Origin of the sequence: Corynebacterium sp. HMSC078A10 (genome assembly GCF_001811565.1) — a bacterium.
GTDB lineage: Bacteria > Actinomycetota > Actinomycetes > Mycobacteriales > Mycobacteriaceae > Corynebacterium > Corynebacterium hesseae.
On record NZ_KV805205.1, the window covers coordinates 182658 to 197243 of the forward strand.

Here is a 14586-nt window from a genome sequence, read left to right on the forward strand (position 1 = left end):
GTGCATTAGGCTGGAATTCGCTATGAAGAAGTTCGCCCCTCTCCTCGCGCTGCTCTTGGTCGGTTGCTCCAGTACGGAATCCACTGAGTCCTTTGCGCCACTGACAACCGTTTCTATTGGGACCGTTGATGCGTCTTCGGCATCTTCAGAGACCACTACGGAGTCATCGACCTCCACTACCAAATCTTCTTCGGAAGAGCCTTCCCCGACGATGCCCTCGAAGGAGTCCGCGACATCGCCGACCACCTCGGCTGCAGAGGCGCAGCGCGATACCGTGTTCCGCGCTATTTTTGCCGATACTGTCGACGCATCTGAAGTCCGTTCACAGTTGGTGGACAATGGCCGTGTAGATCGCTCCACCATGCGCGCCAGCATGAAAGGGATGGGGCTGGAGGTCTCGGACTCGGAATTGCAGGAATATGGCGAGTGGGTCTGTGAGTGGGTCACCCCAGCAACCCGCTATGTGCTGGTAACTGAAGGAAAGCCGGATAGCCTCGGGGCGCAAGACCGCGCGGACTATGACAAATTGATTGGGGATACTGTTTCTTTCTTGGCGGATACGCGGCAGATCACCGTGACACCTGAGCAGGTTACTCACGCGTTGCCCCAGGCGGTGCTGACTACCTGTCTTGACGATGCCACCGCTCGCACAATTCTGGCCAACCCGGATTACTTTTAGTTACTTCTAGAAGGCCACTGCTCGGCGGGTAACCTAGGGTGCATGACTGCACTTGATATGGACCGAATTCGCGAGGCGCTGGGCGGCGACTTCGCTGTTATCGATTACACCGAGTCCACTGGCTCCACCAATACCGATCTCATGCAGGCGGAGAAGGTGGCTGATGGCACCGTACTGCTGGCCAACGAACAGGTTGCCGGCAAGGGCCGTTTGGGTCGCCAGTGGGCGAGCCCGGCGGGGGCGCAGCTTATCTTTTCCGTGCTGATTCTCCCGGATTCGCTTGATCACCTTGGCACCCTGCCCTTGGCCGCCGGCTTGGCGGTGACTGACTCGGTGGAGAAAGCAGTACTCAAGTGGCCGAATGACGTGCAGATTGATGGCAAGAAACTGTGCGGCATACTCGCCGAAGCCGGCCCGGTGGGCGAGGCCTTCAAATCTGCTCCGAAGACGGAAGTTTCCAAGGCTGAAATCAACAAGGCCGAGGTGAACAAGGCTGAGATCAACAAGGCTGAAGTTAATAAGGCCGAGATCAACAAGGCCGAGGTCGCGCCCAAGACGCAGTCTGCGAACCCGCCTTCAGCTCGCGTGGTCGTGGGCATGGGCATCAACGTCACCCTGACCCGCGAGGAACTGCCCATCGAGGCCGCGACATCGCTCGCGCTCGAAGGCCTTGAGACCGACCGCACGCAGCTGGCGGTCACCGTGCTGAAGAACCTGCGTCGCCGCATTACCCAGTGGGAGCAGCAGGACCCACAGCTAATGGCTGATTACCGTAAGGTCTGTTCTTCCATCGGGCAGGAAGTCCGCCTCGAAGCCCCGACCGGCGACGTCATTGGCACCGTCGAGGGCGTGGCCGATGATGGCCGCATCAACGTCGGCGGTGAGTACTACTCCGCGGGTGATGTCATCCACCTGCGCCCAGCTGATAATTAGCCGTCCGAGCTGCATTGCGTCTTGGCATCTACCGGCGAAGCACCATAGAAGGCGCTGCACTCAACAAGGGCACTCAGCTACGGTGCTTTCCACATGGCATCTATCAAATGGCATTAGTCAAAAGGCGTCTTTGCCCCTGAAAACGCCATCTACAGGCCCGCAAAAGGTGTCTTTGACCCCAAAGACACCTTTTGACTAATGCCTTCTGTGAGATGCCATTTGTGGGGCTCGGCTCTAAAGCACCCCAGAGCCTGCCGTGGGCAGGGGAGGCCTCGGCAAAGAACGGTGTTTCCGGGGCAGTAGGTACCATGAGCCCCATGAACCTCATGCAGATGGGCCGCGGCGAAGTTGTTCGCGCGGACATGACCGCCCCGTTTCGCACGCTGCTCTTTCCTTTTCTAGAGCTCGTCGTGATTACCGGGGTGTGCTGGATCGCCATCGGCTGGTGTGACTATAACGGCATTGACCTGGCGCTTCGCAATGGTCTGGTAGCCATATGGGCCCTGCTTGCTGCCTGGCGCTTCGTCCTTCCCTTGGTGAAAGCCCGCCGTAAGCGCTTCATCGTGACCAACCTGCGCGTCATCGCCCGCGAAGGCAAGCGCGTTGATTCGATCCCGCTCACCGATATTCGTGGTGCCCGCCGTCGCCGTGGCGGGATCTCATTGGCACTCCACGGCTATGACAAGCCGATGTATTTCCCCTCCATCCCCAAAGCAAAGCGCGTCGAGGACATTCTCAACGAGCAACCGGTGTGGGGTTAGTCCTTAATCTCCGTCGTGTGCAGCTGTTGGTCCAAGTCATCAGGGGCCAGGTTGGCGGAGCGGAACTCATGGGTCAGTGGTAAGCGCAGATCGAGGTCCGTTCCGGGGCAGAGCTCAATGGTGGCCTCATCCACCGTGTAGTCCAACACGTGCCCGCCGGAGGTACGCGCAGCGTCGATGAAGTGCACGTGGCATCCGGGAACGGAAATTCCTTTTTCAAAGACCGGCGTGCGGAAACCGCCGATGATGCCCTCGACGTCGTCAAAGCGCAGCTCCTTATCGCCGCCCACTGCCTGAGCCATCGGTGGATAAGGCTTGCTCTGCTTGACCACCGTGCGGGTGACCACATTGCTGAAGCGTCCGGTGATACGCACCGCGTACATGTAGTTGGCGGAAGGCTCGACCTCATCGATGAAGGCCGATAGCTCCTCGCACTTCAATCCCTTGGGCGCGGCCACCTTAATACGGGGGACAAAGTTCGTGGCCACCGCGAAGGGGGTTCCCTGGTCCAAGTCAGCCACCGTCGCGGTGCCATCGCCGCGCAGCTGGTAGCATACGCCGTCGAGGATAATCATCTCCCCGTCCAGCGCATCGAAGGTGCCGATGCCGAAATTGCCCTTGCCCAAGAGCTCGCCGATGGTCATTTCGCCGTCGTAAATGCCATCCAACAGCGCGGTCATGAGGGAGTTCTGAAAGATGGTATGCCGGACGATCATGGCCCCAAGGCTAGTATTGAAAGAGTGAGTGAACAACACAAACCCCTCGTTACTGTTTATGGAGACGGCCAGCTTGCACGCATGATGCAGCCGGCCGCGGCTGAGCTCGATATCCACCTGCGCGTGCTGGCCTCCGCGCCAGACAAGTCCGCCGCACAGGTGATTCCGGACGTGGTGCTCGGTGACTACCACGATCTCGACGTGCTCACCGCCGCCGCAGAAGGCGCGGATGCAATCACTTTTGAGCACGAGCACGTACCCACCGAATACGTGCAGGCGCTCATCGCCGACGGCCTCAACGTCCAGCCCCAGCCTTCCGCGCTCCTCTACGCGCAGGACAAGCTGCTCATGCGCCAGAAACTGGCCGAGCTGGGCGCCCCAGTGCCGCGCTTTGCCGCCATCGAATCGGTGGAGGATGCACGGGATTTCGCCGCGCTTGTCGACGGTCATGTGTGCCTCAAAGCCCGCCGCGGCGGCTACGACGGCCATGGCGTGTGGTTCCCCTCCGCGGAGGAGCTGGAGCCGCTGGTAGAAGATCTTCTCGCGGCAGGCACCCCGCTGATGGCTGAGGAAAAAGTTGCCCTTACCCGCGAGCTATCCGTGCTCGTCGCCCGCCGCCCCTCCGGCGAGGTGAAGGTCTGGCCGGTCACCGAATCCGTGCAGCGGGACGGCATCTGCGCCGAGGCTTTTGCCCCCGCCCCGAACCTTTCGCCGGAGTTGACCGAGCGCGCCATGCAGGTGGGCATCAAGGTGGCCACCGAACTTGGCGTTACCGGCGTGCTGGCGGTGGAGCTCTTTGCCTTCGCCACGCAGCAAGACGCCGGCTCCATCATTGCTTCCGCCTCCGGCGCGCCGGGCGCGATTGTTGAGGAGGATATCGCCGTCAACGAGCTGGCCATGCGCCCGCACAATACCGGCCACTGGACTCAGGATGGCTGCGTGACCTCCCAGTTTGAGCAGCACCTGCGTGCCGTACTGGACTTGCCGCTGGGCTCTACCGCAGCCCTGGCTCCGGTCACGGTGATGGCTAATGTGCTGGGCGCCGAAGAAGATCCGCAGATGCCCATGCCGCAGCGCGTTCGCGAAGTGATGGAGCGCTACCCAGAGGCGAAGGTCCACCTCTATGGAAAGGACCACAAGCCGGGCCGCAAGATTGGCCACGTCAACGTAGTCGGTGAGGACGTGGCGGAAACCCGCCGCATCGCCCACGATGCCGCCCACTTCCTCGTCCACGCGCAGTGGGCTTAAGCCCGCAGCGAGCGTGAAACCTATCTACTAAGGAGAGTTTTATGGAACCACTCGTCGGCCTGATTATGGGCTCTGATTCCGATTGGCCCACCGTCAAGCCCGCCGCAGAGGTGCTCGCTGAGTTCGGCGTGCCCTTCGAGGTAGGCGTTGTCAGCGCGCACCGCACCCCGGAGAAGATGCTGGCTTATGCCAAGTCCGCGCACGAGCGCGGCCTCAAGGCCATCATCGCCTGCGCCGGTGGCGCGGCTCACCTGCCGGGCATGGTCGCCGCGGCCACGCCGCTTCCGGTGATTGGCATCCCGCGCGCGTTGAAGGATCTTGATGGGCTCGATTCGCTGCTCTCCATCGTGCAGATGCCGGGCGGCGTGCCGGTGGCCACCGTCTCCATCGGCGGAGCGAAGAATGCCGGCTTGCTTGCCGTGCGCATTCTCTCCGCGGGTGACCCGGCACTGGTGGACAAGATGGTGGCCTACCAAGAGAACATGGCCGCCGAAGTGGAGAAGAAGGACGAGAACCTGCGCTCCCAGCTCCTCGGTGAGTAATTAGCTGGGAAGCTTGCTCTTGAGATCGGGGTAGGACGCCTGCGCTCCTTCTCCGGTGACGGCGTAAGCCCCAACTCGAGCGGCATAGGTGGCGGCCTCCACGAGGTCGTCGCCGTGGAGTAGTCTCGCGCACAGCGCGCCGGCGAAGGCATCGCCCGCGCCGGTAGTATCGATGGCGGTGACCTGCGGGGAGGGGACGTCGACAAGCTCAGCCCCTTCGGCCACGAGGGCTCCCCGCGCGCCCAGCGTGAGGACCACCGAGGCAAAGCCGGCCTCCGTGAGGCGCCGCGCCAGCTCCTCCGGCGCGCCCTCGCCGCTAAGGCCCAGCTGCTCCAGGATGAGCCCGGCCTCGTGCTCGTTGGCTAGCAGTGGATCGGCACGCAGGAGCGCTTCCTTTTCAACCTCGATGACCGGTGCGAGGTTGACCACGACGCGCCCCGTCGCCAGCTCTATGGCCTTGGCAAAACCTTCCGCCGGAACCTCGCCTTGGAGCAGAATGAGTTCCGATTCGGTGATGGGGGAGGAGTGGGTGGTGACGAAGGGAGCGTCGACAAGCGCATTGGCCCCCGGCACCACGATGATGGTGTTTTCTCCCTGCTTATCCACGGTGATGACCGCCAAGCCCGTCACCTCCTCGCTGGCTTCGACGTGCGTGAGGTCCACGCCGCTGGCCTGCAAGTAGTACATCGCGGGCGCGGCGTAGGCATCGCTGCCCACCGCGCCGACGAAGCTGACCTGAGCACCCAGACGGGCGGCAGCGACCGCCTGGTTCGCTCCCTTGCCGCCCGCGGTGATGGTGCCGCCGCTACCTAAGAGGGTTTCGCCCGGTTGCGGGTGCCGCGCGGTGTGGACCACGAGGTCAGCGTTGATGGAACCGACTACGCACATGCTCATGCTGACTAGTATGCACGCTAAGCTAGCGGGCATGCAGTTTCCGCTTCTGGTGTTGGGCGCGCGCGTGGAGGGCGGCGAGCCCGGCTCGCTGCTGCGCAGCCGCTTGGACCGCGCGGGGGTGCTGGCGCGCGTGCTGCCGGAGGAGCCGATCATCGTGTCCGGTTTCGGGGAGGCGGAGCCGATGGCGCGCTACCTCATCGAGCGGGGCGTGGACCCAGAGCGGATCCGTGTGGAGCCGCTGGCTACCAGCACCAACGAAAACCTTGAGCGCGCCCACGCGCTGTGCCCGGACTATGACTATTTCCGCGTCGTGACCAATGACTTCCACGTGCTGCGCACCCGCCTGTGGGCCTGGCACCTGGGGATTCGGGTTCGCATGCATGGTGTTGGCACTCCGCGGAAAGACCGCCTGTGGAATTACCTGCGCGAGGTGGTGGCGACTCCGCATTCGCTGCTGCGCATCGTGTGGCGGCGGGTCGTCGCGTAGTGGCCTATGGACTAGGCACCGAAGAACATGAGCACGATGGCGATGAGCCAAATGACAAACCAGTGGCGCTTTTGCGGCGTGGTTGGGTTGGCCTTCTGCTGTAGGGACTTGATGAAGTACCAGGCGCCGGGCAAGGCGAAGCCGATGCCCATTGCCACATCGCCGTCAGTAATTCCGGTGAAGCCTACGAGGAGCGAGAACAGACTCAACAGCCCCTTGAAAAAGGAGAAGCTGTGGATCGTGCCTTCCATTGGCTGCTGGGCAGGGGCATGGTCAGGCAGCGGAGCTGGGGCGTAGGCGCGCTCCGGCTCGGCAAAGGGCTCTGCGATAGGTTCGGCAAAGGGCTCCACACTCGGCGCCTCATGCGAGTCAACGAAAGGGTTCGCCGAAGGCTTCGCGTCTGACTCGCGCGCGGGTTCCGCGAAAGGATTCGACCCACGGCCGGGGAGAGGTTTGTCCGGCTCCTCAAAAGGGTTGGAGTCAAAGGGATTGCTCATGTGGCTTAGCCTATGTCACCAGTGAGCCAAAGCCCGAATTAGAGCTTGGCCAACGCCTTCGTGATTCCTTCCTTGAGCGTTGCCTGCGATTGCTTCATTGGATGCGCAATCGCCCGCAGGCCCATGTACGCAATCTGGTCCGCCGCCCGGTTCAGCGGGTCGCCCGCATGCCCCAACACGCGGCGGATGGTCACCTCGCAGACTCCCTCCACGTCATGCCACGCCTGTTGGAAGCGCGAGCGCGAGCCCGAGGACAGCCCGCGCCACATGCCCCGCGAGCGCACCGCCTTCGAGCCCTTCTTCCGAATCTGCTCCACCGCTTCCAGAGCAGCTACTGAGTCCGACTCGATGATCGCCTTGGTTGCACCGACCTTGAGCAGGTATTTCAGCGCCAAGGTGAGGGATTCGAGCTCGAGCTCATCGGTGCTGGCCGTCGTCTCGCGCGTGCGCAACCGGTAGTCGCCGTTGCTGGCCACGAAGCACATCGAGCCCTTGAACACCGTGTCCGAGGAAGCATCCGTGGCGATGCGCACGGTGGCCCCCTCGGGCCAGGAGGAGGCCGTCGAGAAGTTCGGCCACCAGTGCGCCTTCGGTGTGTCCACCTTTACTACTTGCTTCTTGCGCGGGGCCTCGCCTTCCTTCTTTGCGCGGCGCGCGGTGATTCCGGCCTGCTTGCGCCGCACGGAGCTGGCGCTTTTCGACGCCCTATTCTCCTCCGCAAAACTCCCTGTTACGGCATAGCCACGCTTTTCCAGCGCGGCCCGCAACCCCGCCTGCCGGCGCCCGGTGACGATCCACCTGCGTCCTCGGAGCCCCTTGGTGGCCTTTTCGAATTCGCGGACGGCCACCTCAACGATGTCGCCCTTTTTAATCTGGCCCTTGCGCACGAAGCGCGTCTTCTTGGTGTTGACGGCGATGACCCAGCCGTCGACAGTTCCGTTTTCGGCGGAATCCCAGCGCTCATCCCACAGCGCAATAGCCACATGCACGGGTGCTGAGATCATGTCTTTGGTGATCTTGCGCGTGCCGTAGGTGCGCGATTGCGTGCCCGTCAGGGCGGAGAGCTCGAGTGGTTCCATCCCCTTTAGTAAACCATTTCACCGCTTCCCTGTAACGCTCGGGCGTCTAGTGCAACATACTCAGTGAGCCCATTAGCATTCTGGAGTTTTATTAGTGTCTGTCCTTACCTTGCCTGGTTCGCGCAAGCGGGAGTTTTCCCGCCTGTTTCGCGAGCATTACCCGGCGGTGCTGGCGTATCTGCGCCGCCGCGTCCCACCGAGCCACGCCGAAGAGCTGGCTGCCGACGTCTTCGAGCGGGCCTGGTCCGGGTTCGACTCTTTGCGCGGCACGCCGCTGCCGTGGCTCTATGGCATCGCCCGCAACGTGATGCGCGAGTTTTACCGCACCCGCCGGGAGACAGAGAACCTCGATGATCATGAGCTGGAATCCTACGCGGGCTATGACGCCGTCGATGCCAACCTCGACATCACTCGCGCGCTGATGCAGCTGCCGCACGCGGAGCGCGAGATTCTCACGCTCCACGCCTGGGAGGGCCTCGACCACCCCGATATCGCCGAGGTCCTCGGCATTTCCCGCAATAACGTGCGCGTTCGCCTGCACCGCGCGCGTACCCACCTTTCCGAACTCACAGGAGAAACCGATGCCTAGCTCTCTCGATATGCTCCGCGCCGCCAACCCCGTTCCTGACACAGCGCTTGACGACGCCTCCCTCGCCCGTTCCGAAGAGACCCTCGCAAAGATAACGAAGGGCCGGCCCACGTGGACCATTGCCGCGGCTGTCGTGGCGGTGTTCGTGCTTGTCGGAGGTGCCTTCCCGCTGCTCAATAACTCGGAGCCCGTGGCCTCGGCCGCGGAGATTCTGACCCAGGCCGGCGAGGCAGCCGCAACCCAGCCCGATGCTGTGGATAAGGGCGTGACCGCGAAGGAATACATGAAGCGCGTCGATACCCTCGGCGATGCCACGGCAATCACCGAATATGCGGTGGATGCCGGCGGCGCCGTGGAGGTCTCCTCGCAAGGAGAGGTCCCGGGCTTTGACCCGCAACCTTCCATCAACCCGGAGGACCTCGTCATCGCGTCCGACCGCGCCGGGCTGGAGAAGCTGGCGGATTCCTTCCCGAACCGCGCGCTGGGCGCGCTGGAACTGCTGCTCCAGCCGGGCTTGAGCAGCGAGCAGCAAAAGATTGCCTATGACATGCTGGCAGACGCCGACGGCAACGAGGTCGGCACCGTCGAGGGCGAAGGCGAGGACCAGCTGGTCACCGTGATTCGCGATTCCGACCGCGTCTCCTTCTCCGTCCTGCCCGCCACCGGTCAGCTGGTGCGCGTGGTGGGCCTGGTGGGGCCGGACGTGGAAACCACCATCGATGCCACCGCCATCTTGGACTGCGTGTCCGTGACGGGTCTGGAGGGCCCGGACCGCATCTCACTAGCGTGCGCGGATAATAACTACCTGGTCAACGAGTTGGACTGGCAGCGCTGGGGAGACGATTCTGCGGAGGCGGATGGCGTGGCCATCGAGAATGACTGTGACCCCAATTGTGCGGAAGGCACGTTCAATGAGGATCGGGTGAAGGTGGTCGTCGACAAGCGCGTGGCGTGTGGATACCACGCCGAGGTCTACTCCCGCGTGCGCGTGCAGTACCCGGATGGGCGTGAGGAAGAGCAGCAGATTGGCTGCGCGCCCTAGGTAAGCTCTTAGGTAAGTTGGCGCAGGGCGAACTGACCGTACATGTCACCTAAAGCCTCGGCGGTGTAATCACCGTCGGGGCTGAACCATTGGGCGACGCCGATGCCCATGTCGATGAGCGCCCAGCAGGCGATTTTGAGGTTTTCCGCGTGGAAGTCGCCCTCGTTGACCACGGCCATCCAGCGGGCGACATAATCGCGGCGCAGCTGCAGGACGACGGATTTGTGGGGCTCTTCGAGGTTGGTGAGCTCGTTGTTGACCACGCGGACGCGCCGGGCGTGGGTGGCGTGGTAGATGACGTGGGCTTTCATGGTGGCGACGAGCTTGTCGCGGGGATCGTTCAGCCCGGCGAGGCAAGCGGCGTTGGCGCGCAGGAGGTCCTCCATGGCGGTGATGGTGACTTCGGCGAGGAGTTCCTGTTTGGAGGAGAAGTGGTTGTACAGGCTGGAGGCGCGCATGCCGACGGCTTTGGCGATGTCCTCCATGCCGGTGGCGTGGTAACCGCGCTGGTCAAAGAGGTCGAGTGCGGCGGCGGCGATTTGGTCGCGGCGTCTCTGGTTGGCCATGGCGGGCGTCCTCCTCAATGAGCTAATGGCGGTTAGTATACCTGCGGGGGCAGGGTGAAGGTTGGCTGGGGGAGATACTGGCCCTGAAGTCTGGTTATCGTTCCGAATCCCGGCTGTGCCGCGCGTTGTGATGAGACACTTGACAGCCTGGGGAGAGTCAGGTCACAATTAACGCTAATCGCCATTCGTATTGCCTGTTAGTTGGAGAATTGACCATGTCCCACAACCTCTTCGAGTCCACCACTGATTTCCTGGGTGTCTTTGACAGCCTTTCTGAGGCCGATGCTGCGGGGTGGAAGCGCGCGGCGCAGTTCCGCGACTACTCCTACCCGGTGATTAACCGGCACTGGCAGGCCGCGGAGTATCCGCTGGACTTGGTTCAGCGTCTGGGGGAGCTGGACGTGATGACCGATGGGCTTTCGGTGGAAGGCCATGAACAGATGTCCACGCTTGGCGCTGGCTTGACGCTCATGGAAGTCACGCGTGCCGATGCTTCGATGGGCACGGTGATTGCGGTGCAGGCGGGGCTGGCCATGCGCTCAATTTCGATGCTTGGTTCTCCGGAACAGCAGGCTTCGTACTTGCCGCAGATGGCTGCTTGCTCTTTGTTGGGTGCCTTCGGGTTGACCGAGCCCGCGCACGGTTCGGATTCCATCGCTTTGGAGACCACCGCGGTGCGTGACGGCGATGAGTGGGTTCTCAACGGCGAAAAGAAGTGGATCGGCAACGGCGCTTCCGGCGGCATCACGATCATCTATGCGCGCATGGAGGATGGCAACGTGGGTGGCTTCATCGTGCCGCAGGAGACGGAGGGCTACTCGGCGACTGTCATTGAGGGAAAGCTTTCCCTGCGCGCCATCCACCAGGCGCACATCACCTTGACTGATTGCCGCATTCCCGCCGCCAACCAGCTTCCGGGCTGCCGCAGCTTCAAGGATGTGTCGCGTGTTCTGACTGCGACTCGCATTGGTGTGTCCTGGATGGCGCTTGGCTCCGCGGTGGCCTGCTACGAGATTGCCCGCTCGTATGTGCTGGAGCGAGTGCAATTTGGTCGGGAGTTGGCGAAGGCGCAGATTATTCAGCAGCGCTTGGCCAATATGGTGCTCGATTTGAGCCAGATGATGCTGACCTGCCGCGAGGTCTCCCAGCGCGAGGATGCTGGCACGTTGGCACCGGAACAGGCTTCGGCGGCGAAGCTCCACAACACCCGCGCTGCTCGCCGCATCGCCGCCGACGCCCGTGACATGCTCGGTGGTGTCGGCATTTTGCTGGAAAATGATATTGCTCGCCATTTCGCGGACATCGAGGCCATGCACACTTACGAGGGCACCGACACTGTGCAGTCCCTCATCATGGGCAAGAAGATTACGGGCTTCTCGGCCTATAAGTAACCAGCCGGCCGGGGATGTGGAAAGGCTCGCTTGGTGGTCCTTCTAGTTTGGTCCTCTTACTTTGGTCCCTTTGCCCTCGATCGGCGCCTGCCTTTGAGTTGTGAACATCCCCCTGTTTGACGTGGTTGTTACTTTACGCGCTCGATGTCTCGGGCGCTAGGGGTTTGCCGTTGTTGATTTCTACCGTTTTAGGTGGTGGCTTGTAGACGGATTTCCGGGGTCTGGGTCTGCGGTGCGGGTGCGTCGCGTAGTAGACGGTTTCCTTTGCTCGGCGATGCTCAAGGATGTCACGCCACGTGCCTGAATACACTTCACTAGGTGTGTATCCATTCAGCCCGCTGTGGCGGTCACGGTTATTGTATTCGTCGATAATCCTGCCGATGACTTTCTGCGCATGCTGGATATCATCATAGGTTTCTAACGCATAGCGGTGATGCTTGATTGTGCGATGTGATGACTCTTCAAATGGGTTGTCATTCGAAACATTCGGCCGAATTAATGACAGCTGCACGCCGTGTTCATCCAGCATGTCCTTCATCATGTGTGAGGTCATGACTTTGCCGTTGTCGGTGTGTACGACTTCAACGCTGTGACCGTTGAGCTCCTGGTCAGCAATGACTTGTTCAATCAGGCGTGTAGCGATGGTCTTTTCCTGTCGGTGTTGGACAGTCCATCCCACAACCTTGCGCGAGTACAAATCCAACGCTGTGTAAAGATGAAAGCCTTTAGCTGGCATGTACTATATATGATAGGTGCTGTTGCAAAGTTGGGCGGAGAGCCGAGACGACCCAGTTTCTCATTTCCTGATGGCCGCTGCGTGCTGGCGTTCTCAGGCCGTCTCGAAGACCCGGTTGACGATCACCGCGTCCGGATTGGGGTGCCCATAAGCAAACATCGTGCCCTGACCTTTCCGTAATGAATGCATCGCTTCCATCCCTTTCAACGTCCGGTAGGCGGAAATTCGGTTTTTGAACGCCCCCTTCGGTCCCAGGATTCTTTTAAGTCGGCCATGATCTCCCTCGAGAACGTTGTTCAGGTATTTCACCTGCCGGTGCTCCACCGTCTGAGGGCAGATTCCCTCCGCCTTCAGCTCGGATATTGCCTTGGCCAGAGCTGGTGCCTTGTCGGTGTTGATGACCCGCGGGGACCCGGCTGTCGTATTCGATCGTAGCGTCTTGGCCAGGAAACGCTTGGCCGCAGCCACATTCCGTTTTGGTGAGAGGTAGAAGTCTAAGGTCTGCCCACCGGCGGTAATAGCCCGGTAGAGATAGCACCACGTGCCGCCGACCCGGATATAGGTCTCATCCACCCACCAGGACCGGGCCTGCCAGTCGGGTACCTGCCGGTACCAGCGAGTGTGCTTATCCAGCTCAGGGGCGTATTTCTGCACCCAGCGGTAGATCGTGGTGTGATCGACTGGCACACCCCGCTCGGTCATCATTTCTTCGAGGTCGCGGTAGCTCACGCCGTAGCGGCAGTACCACCGCACCGCCCACAGGATGATGTCACGGGGGAAATGCCGACCGGAGAAGATGCCCATGGCTCTGATTATTTCACGTCGGTCTTTCTACTGCCCCAACTTTGCAACAGCACCACTTCGAGCCAATTCGGTTGCCTTCGGCGCGGCACAAATCGCACATGGGCCGATCATCAGAAACGAGCGTGGTTCAGCTGTTTTCGCAACTTTGCCGGAATCTGCGCCATCTCTGCTACTTTCACTGTCTCTTCAGCAGCGCACACAGCTGCACCGCTACCCGGAACTTGACTAGTTCAGCGATCGCTGTATAGTTCAGCGCATGCTGACTATTGCTTCGCGTCTCGACGTGATGAACCGCCTGGGTCGTGCACTGGCCGACCCCACTCGATCCCGGATCATCTTGACCCTGCTCGACCATCCCGCCTACCCGGCGGAACTATCCCGAGATCTGGACCTGACACGCCCGAACGTGTCCAACCACCTGACATGCTTGCGCGATTGTGGGATTGTCGTCTCCGAGCCCGAGGGGCGTCGGACACGATACGAGATCGCCGATCCGCACCTGGCGCAGGCGCTGACCACATTGGTCGATGCCACCTTGGCAGTAGACGAAGACGCCCCGTGCATCGATCCCGCCTGCTCGCTTCCCGGGTGCTACGCAGCTGGGGAGGACGCATGATCCTCACCTCGGTCTTGCAGGCGATAGGCCTGTTCGCAGCTACCAACATCGACGACATCATCGTGCTCTCCCTCTTCTTCGCGCGAGGGGCAGGCCAGCGCGGCACTACCGCCCGCATTCTGGCCGGCCAGTACCTCGGATTCGCGGGCATCCTCGGTGCCGCGGTTCTAGTGACCATGGGCGCCGGAGCATTCCTGCCCTCGACAGCCATCCCGTACTTCGGTCTAATCCCGCTGGGCCTCGGCCTCTGGGCCGCATGGGAGGCCTGGCGCGGAGACGATGAGGACGATGACGACGAGGCCAAGATTGCCGGCAAGAAGGTTGGCGTGGGGACAGTCGCAGGCGTCACCTTTGCCAACGGTGGCGACAACATCGGCGTCTACACCCCTGTATTCCTCAGCGTGGAACCTCTCGCAGTAGTCGCCTACTGCGTTATTTTCCTCGCGCTCGTTGCGGTCCTGGTGGCCCTGGCAAAGTTCGTCGCAACCCGCCCCCCGATCGCGGAAGTGCTCGAACGCTGGGAGGGCATCCTCTTTCCCATCGTTCTCATCGGCCTCGGTATCGTGATCCTCGTCAGTGGCGGAGCCTTCGGGCTCTGACGGAGCAGCAGTGTTCCAAACGGCCCCGACCGGGCGTTATCGGTGGCTCCTATAACGCCCGGAAGGTCTTTTTGAAGCGCTGTCGGGGCGTGTGAATCTAATCACACAGAGTTTACAGAATCCCAGCAATTAAACTTTCGGCTATCCAATTTCACCCGCGGACGCAATGAGACTAGCACCGACGCTTTCCCCAACGCGCCACCGCTTGCGGCGTAGCCCGACCAAGGCCACCGGCTGGTTCTCAAACGAGGACGAAGCCCGTGGCCTAGAGCTCGTGGTCGAGAGCCGAAATTCGGCCTAAAACCGCGTTTAGCCAAAGAACGTTTAGCCAAAGAATGTGATGTCTAGGGACTTTTTGGACGCGGAGTCCAGGAGGTTTTTGGACGGGATGTCTAGTGGCTTTTTGG

The 14586-nt window shown here is 61.5% G+C and carries 18 protein-coding genes; 11 read left to right on the forward strand and 7 right to left on the reverse strand.

From position 1 onward, the window contains the following. Nucleotides 1-22: 22 nt before the first annotated feature. From HMPREF2808_RS06985 to HMPREF2808_RS06995, 3 genes are all read left to right on the forward strand, one after another. Nucleotides 23-679, forward strand: a complete 657-nt coding sequence (locus HMPREF2808_RS06985; protein WP_246818527.1) for a hypothetical protein — start codon at nucleotides 23-25, stop codon at nucleotides 677-679. Between the two features lie 42 nt (nucleotides 680-721). Beyond that, nucleotides 722-1612, forward strand: a complete 891-nt coding sequence (locus HMPREF2808_RS06990; protein ID WP_070624309.1) for a biotin--[acetyl-CoA-carboxylase] ligase — start codon at nucleotides 722-724, stop codon at nucleotides 1610-1612. A 317-nt stretch (nucleotides 1613-1929) separates the two neighbouring features. Beyond that, nucleotides 1930-2373, forward strand: a complete 444-nt coding sequence (locus tag HMPREF2808_RS06995; RefSeq protein ID WP_010189338.1) for a hypothetical protein — start codon at nucleotides 1930-1932, stop codon at nucleotides 2371-2373. On the opposite strand, the gene budA is transcribed toward HMPREF2808_RS06995, so the two are convergent. Beyond that, nucleotides 2370-3089, reverse strand: a complete 720-nt coding sequence (gene budA, locus HMPREF2808_RS07000) for an acetolactate decarboxylase (RefSeq protein WP_070624310.1) — start codon at nucleotides 3087-3089, stop codon at nucleotides 2370-2372. The genes HMPREF2808_RS06995 and budA overlap by 4 nt on opposite strands. Here budA and HMPREF2808_RS07005 point away from each other — a divergent pair. Then, nucleotides 3075-4337 carry a 5-(carboxyamino)imidazole ribonucleotide synthase gene (locus HMPREF2808_RS07005; protein WP_083309041.1) on the forward strand — a complete coding sequence of 421 codons (1263 nt, stop codon included), beginning with the start codon at nucleotides 3075-3077 and terminating at the stop codon, nucleotides 4335-4337. The genes budA and HMPREF2808_RS07005 overlap by 15 nt on opposite strands. A gap of 41 nt (nucleotides 4338-4378) precedes the next feature. Beyond that, nucleotides 4379-4879, forward strand: a complete 501-nt coding sequence (gene purE / locus HMPREF2808_RS07010) for a 5-(carboxyamino)imidazole ribonucleotide mutase (RefSeq protein WP_070531038.1) — start codon at nucleotides 4379-4381, stop codon at nucleotides 4877-4879. Here the strand turns inward: purE and HMPREF2808_RS07015 are convergent, their stop codons facing one another. Further along, nucleotides 4880-5773, reverse strand: coding sequence for a ribokinase (locus HMPREF2808_RS07015; RefSeq protein WP_070624312.1), 894 nt, complete (start codon nucleotides 5771-5773; stop codon nucleotides 4880-4882). It abuts the gene before it with no gap. A 31-nt stretch (nucleotides 5774-5804) separates the two neighbouring features. Here HMPREF2808_RS07015 and HMPREF2808_RS07020 point away from each other — a divergent pair, with 31 nt between their 5' ends. After that, on the forward strand, nucleotides 5805-6260 hold the full coding sequence (locus HMPREF2808_RS07020) for a YdcF family protein (protein WP_070624322.1): 456 nt from the start codon (nucleotides 5805-5807) through the stop codon (nucleotides 6258-6260). A gap of 11 nt (nucleotides 6261-6271) precedes the next feature. Here HMPREF2808_RS07020 and HMPREF2808_RS07025 read toward each other — a convergent pair whose 3' ends face one another. Continuing rightward, on the reverse strand, nucleotides 6272-6757 hold the full coding sequence (locus tag HMPREF2808_RS07025; protein WP_070563958.1) for a hypothetical protein: 486 nt from the start codon (nucleotides 6755-6757) through the stop codon (nucleotides 6272-6274). 38 nt (nucleotides 6758-6795) lie between these two features. Next, on the reverse strand, nucleotides 6796-7836 hold the full coding sequence (locus HMPREF2808_RS07030) for a ribonuclease HI (RefSeq protein WP_070624313.1): 1041 nt from the start codon (nucleotides 7834-7836) through the stop codon (nucleotides 6796-6798). A gap of 94 nt (nucleotides 7837-7930) precedes the next feature. Here HMPREF2808_RS07030 and HMPREF2808_RS07035 point away from each other — a divergent pair, with 94 nt between their 5' ends. After that, the gene (locus HMPREF2808_RS07035; protein WP_070521314.1) at nucleotides 7931-8425 is read left to right on the forward strand and encodes an RNA polymerase sigma factor; all 495 of its coding nucleotides are present in this window, start codon (nucleotides 7931-7933) and stop codon (nucleotides 8423-8425) included. After that, a complete protein-coding gene (locus HMPREF2808_RS07040) occupies nucleotides 8418-9467 on the forward strand; it encodes a hypothetical protein (protein ID WP_070624314.1) in 1050 nt (349 codons plus the stop codon). Before HMPREF2808_RS07035 ends, HMPREF2808_RS07040 begins: the two co-directional genes overlap by 8 nt. A gap of 8 nt (nucleotides 9468-9475) precedes the next feature. Here HMPREF2808_RS07040 and HMPREF2808_RS07045 read toward each other — a convergent pair whose 3' ends face one another. Then, on the reverse strand, nucleotides 9476-10033 hold the full coding sequence (locus tag HMPREF2808_RS07045) for a TetR/AcrR family transcriptional regulator (protein ID WP_070624315.1): 558 nt from the start codon (nucleotides 10031-10033) through the stop codon (nucleotides 9476-9478). Nucleotides 10034-10248: 215 nt separating this feature from the next. Between HMPREF2808_RS07045 and HMPREF2808_RS07050 the strand changes: the two genes are divergently transcribed. Beyond that, nucleotides 10249-11424: an acyl-CoA dehydrogenase family protein gene (locus tag HMPREF2808_RS07050; protein WP_070624316.1), complete on the forward strand. Its 1176-nt coding sequence runs from the start codon at nucleotides 10249-10251 to the stop codon at nucleotides 11422-11424. Nucleotides 11425-11557: 133 nt separating this feature from the next. On the opposite strand, the gene HMPREF2808_RS07055 is transcribed toward HMPREF2808_RS07050, so the two are convergent. Together HMPREF2808_RS07055 and HMPREF2808_RS07060 are read right to left on the reverse strand one after the other, a co-directional pair. Next, nucleotides 11558-12160, reverse strand: coding sequence for a DDE-type integrase/transposase/recombinase (locus tag HMPREF2808_RS07055; protein WP_070523112.1), 603 nt, complete (start codon nucleotides 12158-12160; stop codon nucleotides 11558-11560). Between the two features lie 93 nt (nucleotides 12161-12253). Beyond that, complete coding sequence (locus HMPREF2808_RS07060; RefSeq protein WP_070523113.1) at nucleotides 12254-12964, reverse strand: IS6 family transposase; 711 nt, start codon at nucleotides 12962-12964, stop codon at nucleotides 12254-12256. Between the two features lie 256 nt (nucleotides 12965-13220). On the opposite strand from HMPREF2808_RS07060, the gene HMPREF2808_RS07065 reads away from it, so the two are divergent. Then, nucleotides 13221-13580 carry a Cd(II)/Pb(II)-sensing metalloregulatory transcriptional regulator CmtR gene (locus tag HMPREF2808_RS07065; RefSeq protein WP_070523117.1) on the forward strand — a complete coding sequence of 120 codons (360 nt, stop codon included), beginning with the start codon at nucleotides 13221-13223 and terminating at the stop codon, nucleotides 13578-13580. Beyond that, the gene (locus tag HMPREF2808_RS07070; RefSeq protein ID WP_070523118.1) at nucleotides 13577-14179 is read left to right on the forward strand and encodes a cadmium resistance transporter; all 603 of its coding nucleotides are present in this window, start codon (nucleotides 13577-13579) and stop codon (nucleotides 14177-14179) included. The genes HMPREF2808_RS07065 and HMPREF2808_RS07070 overlap by 4 nt, the downstream gene beginning before the upstream one ends. Nucleotides 14180-14586: the final 407 nt, after the last annotated feature.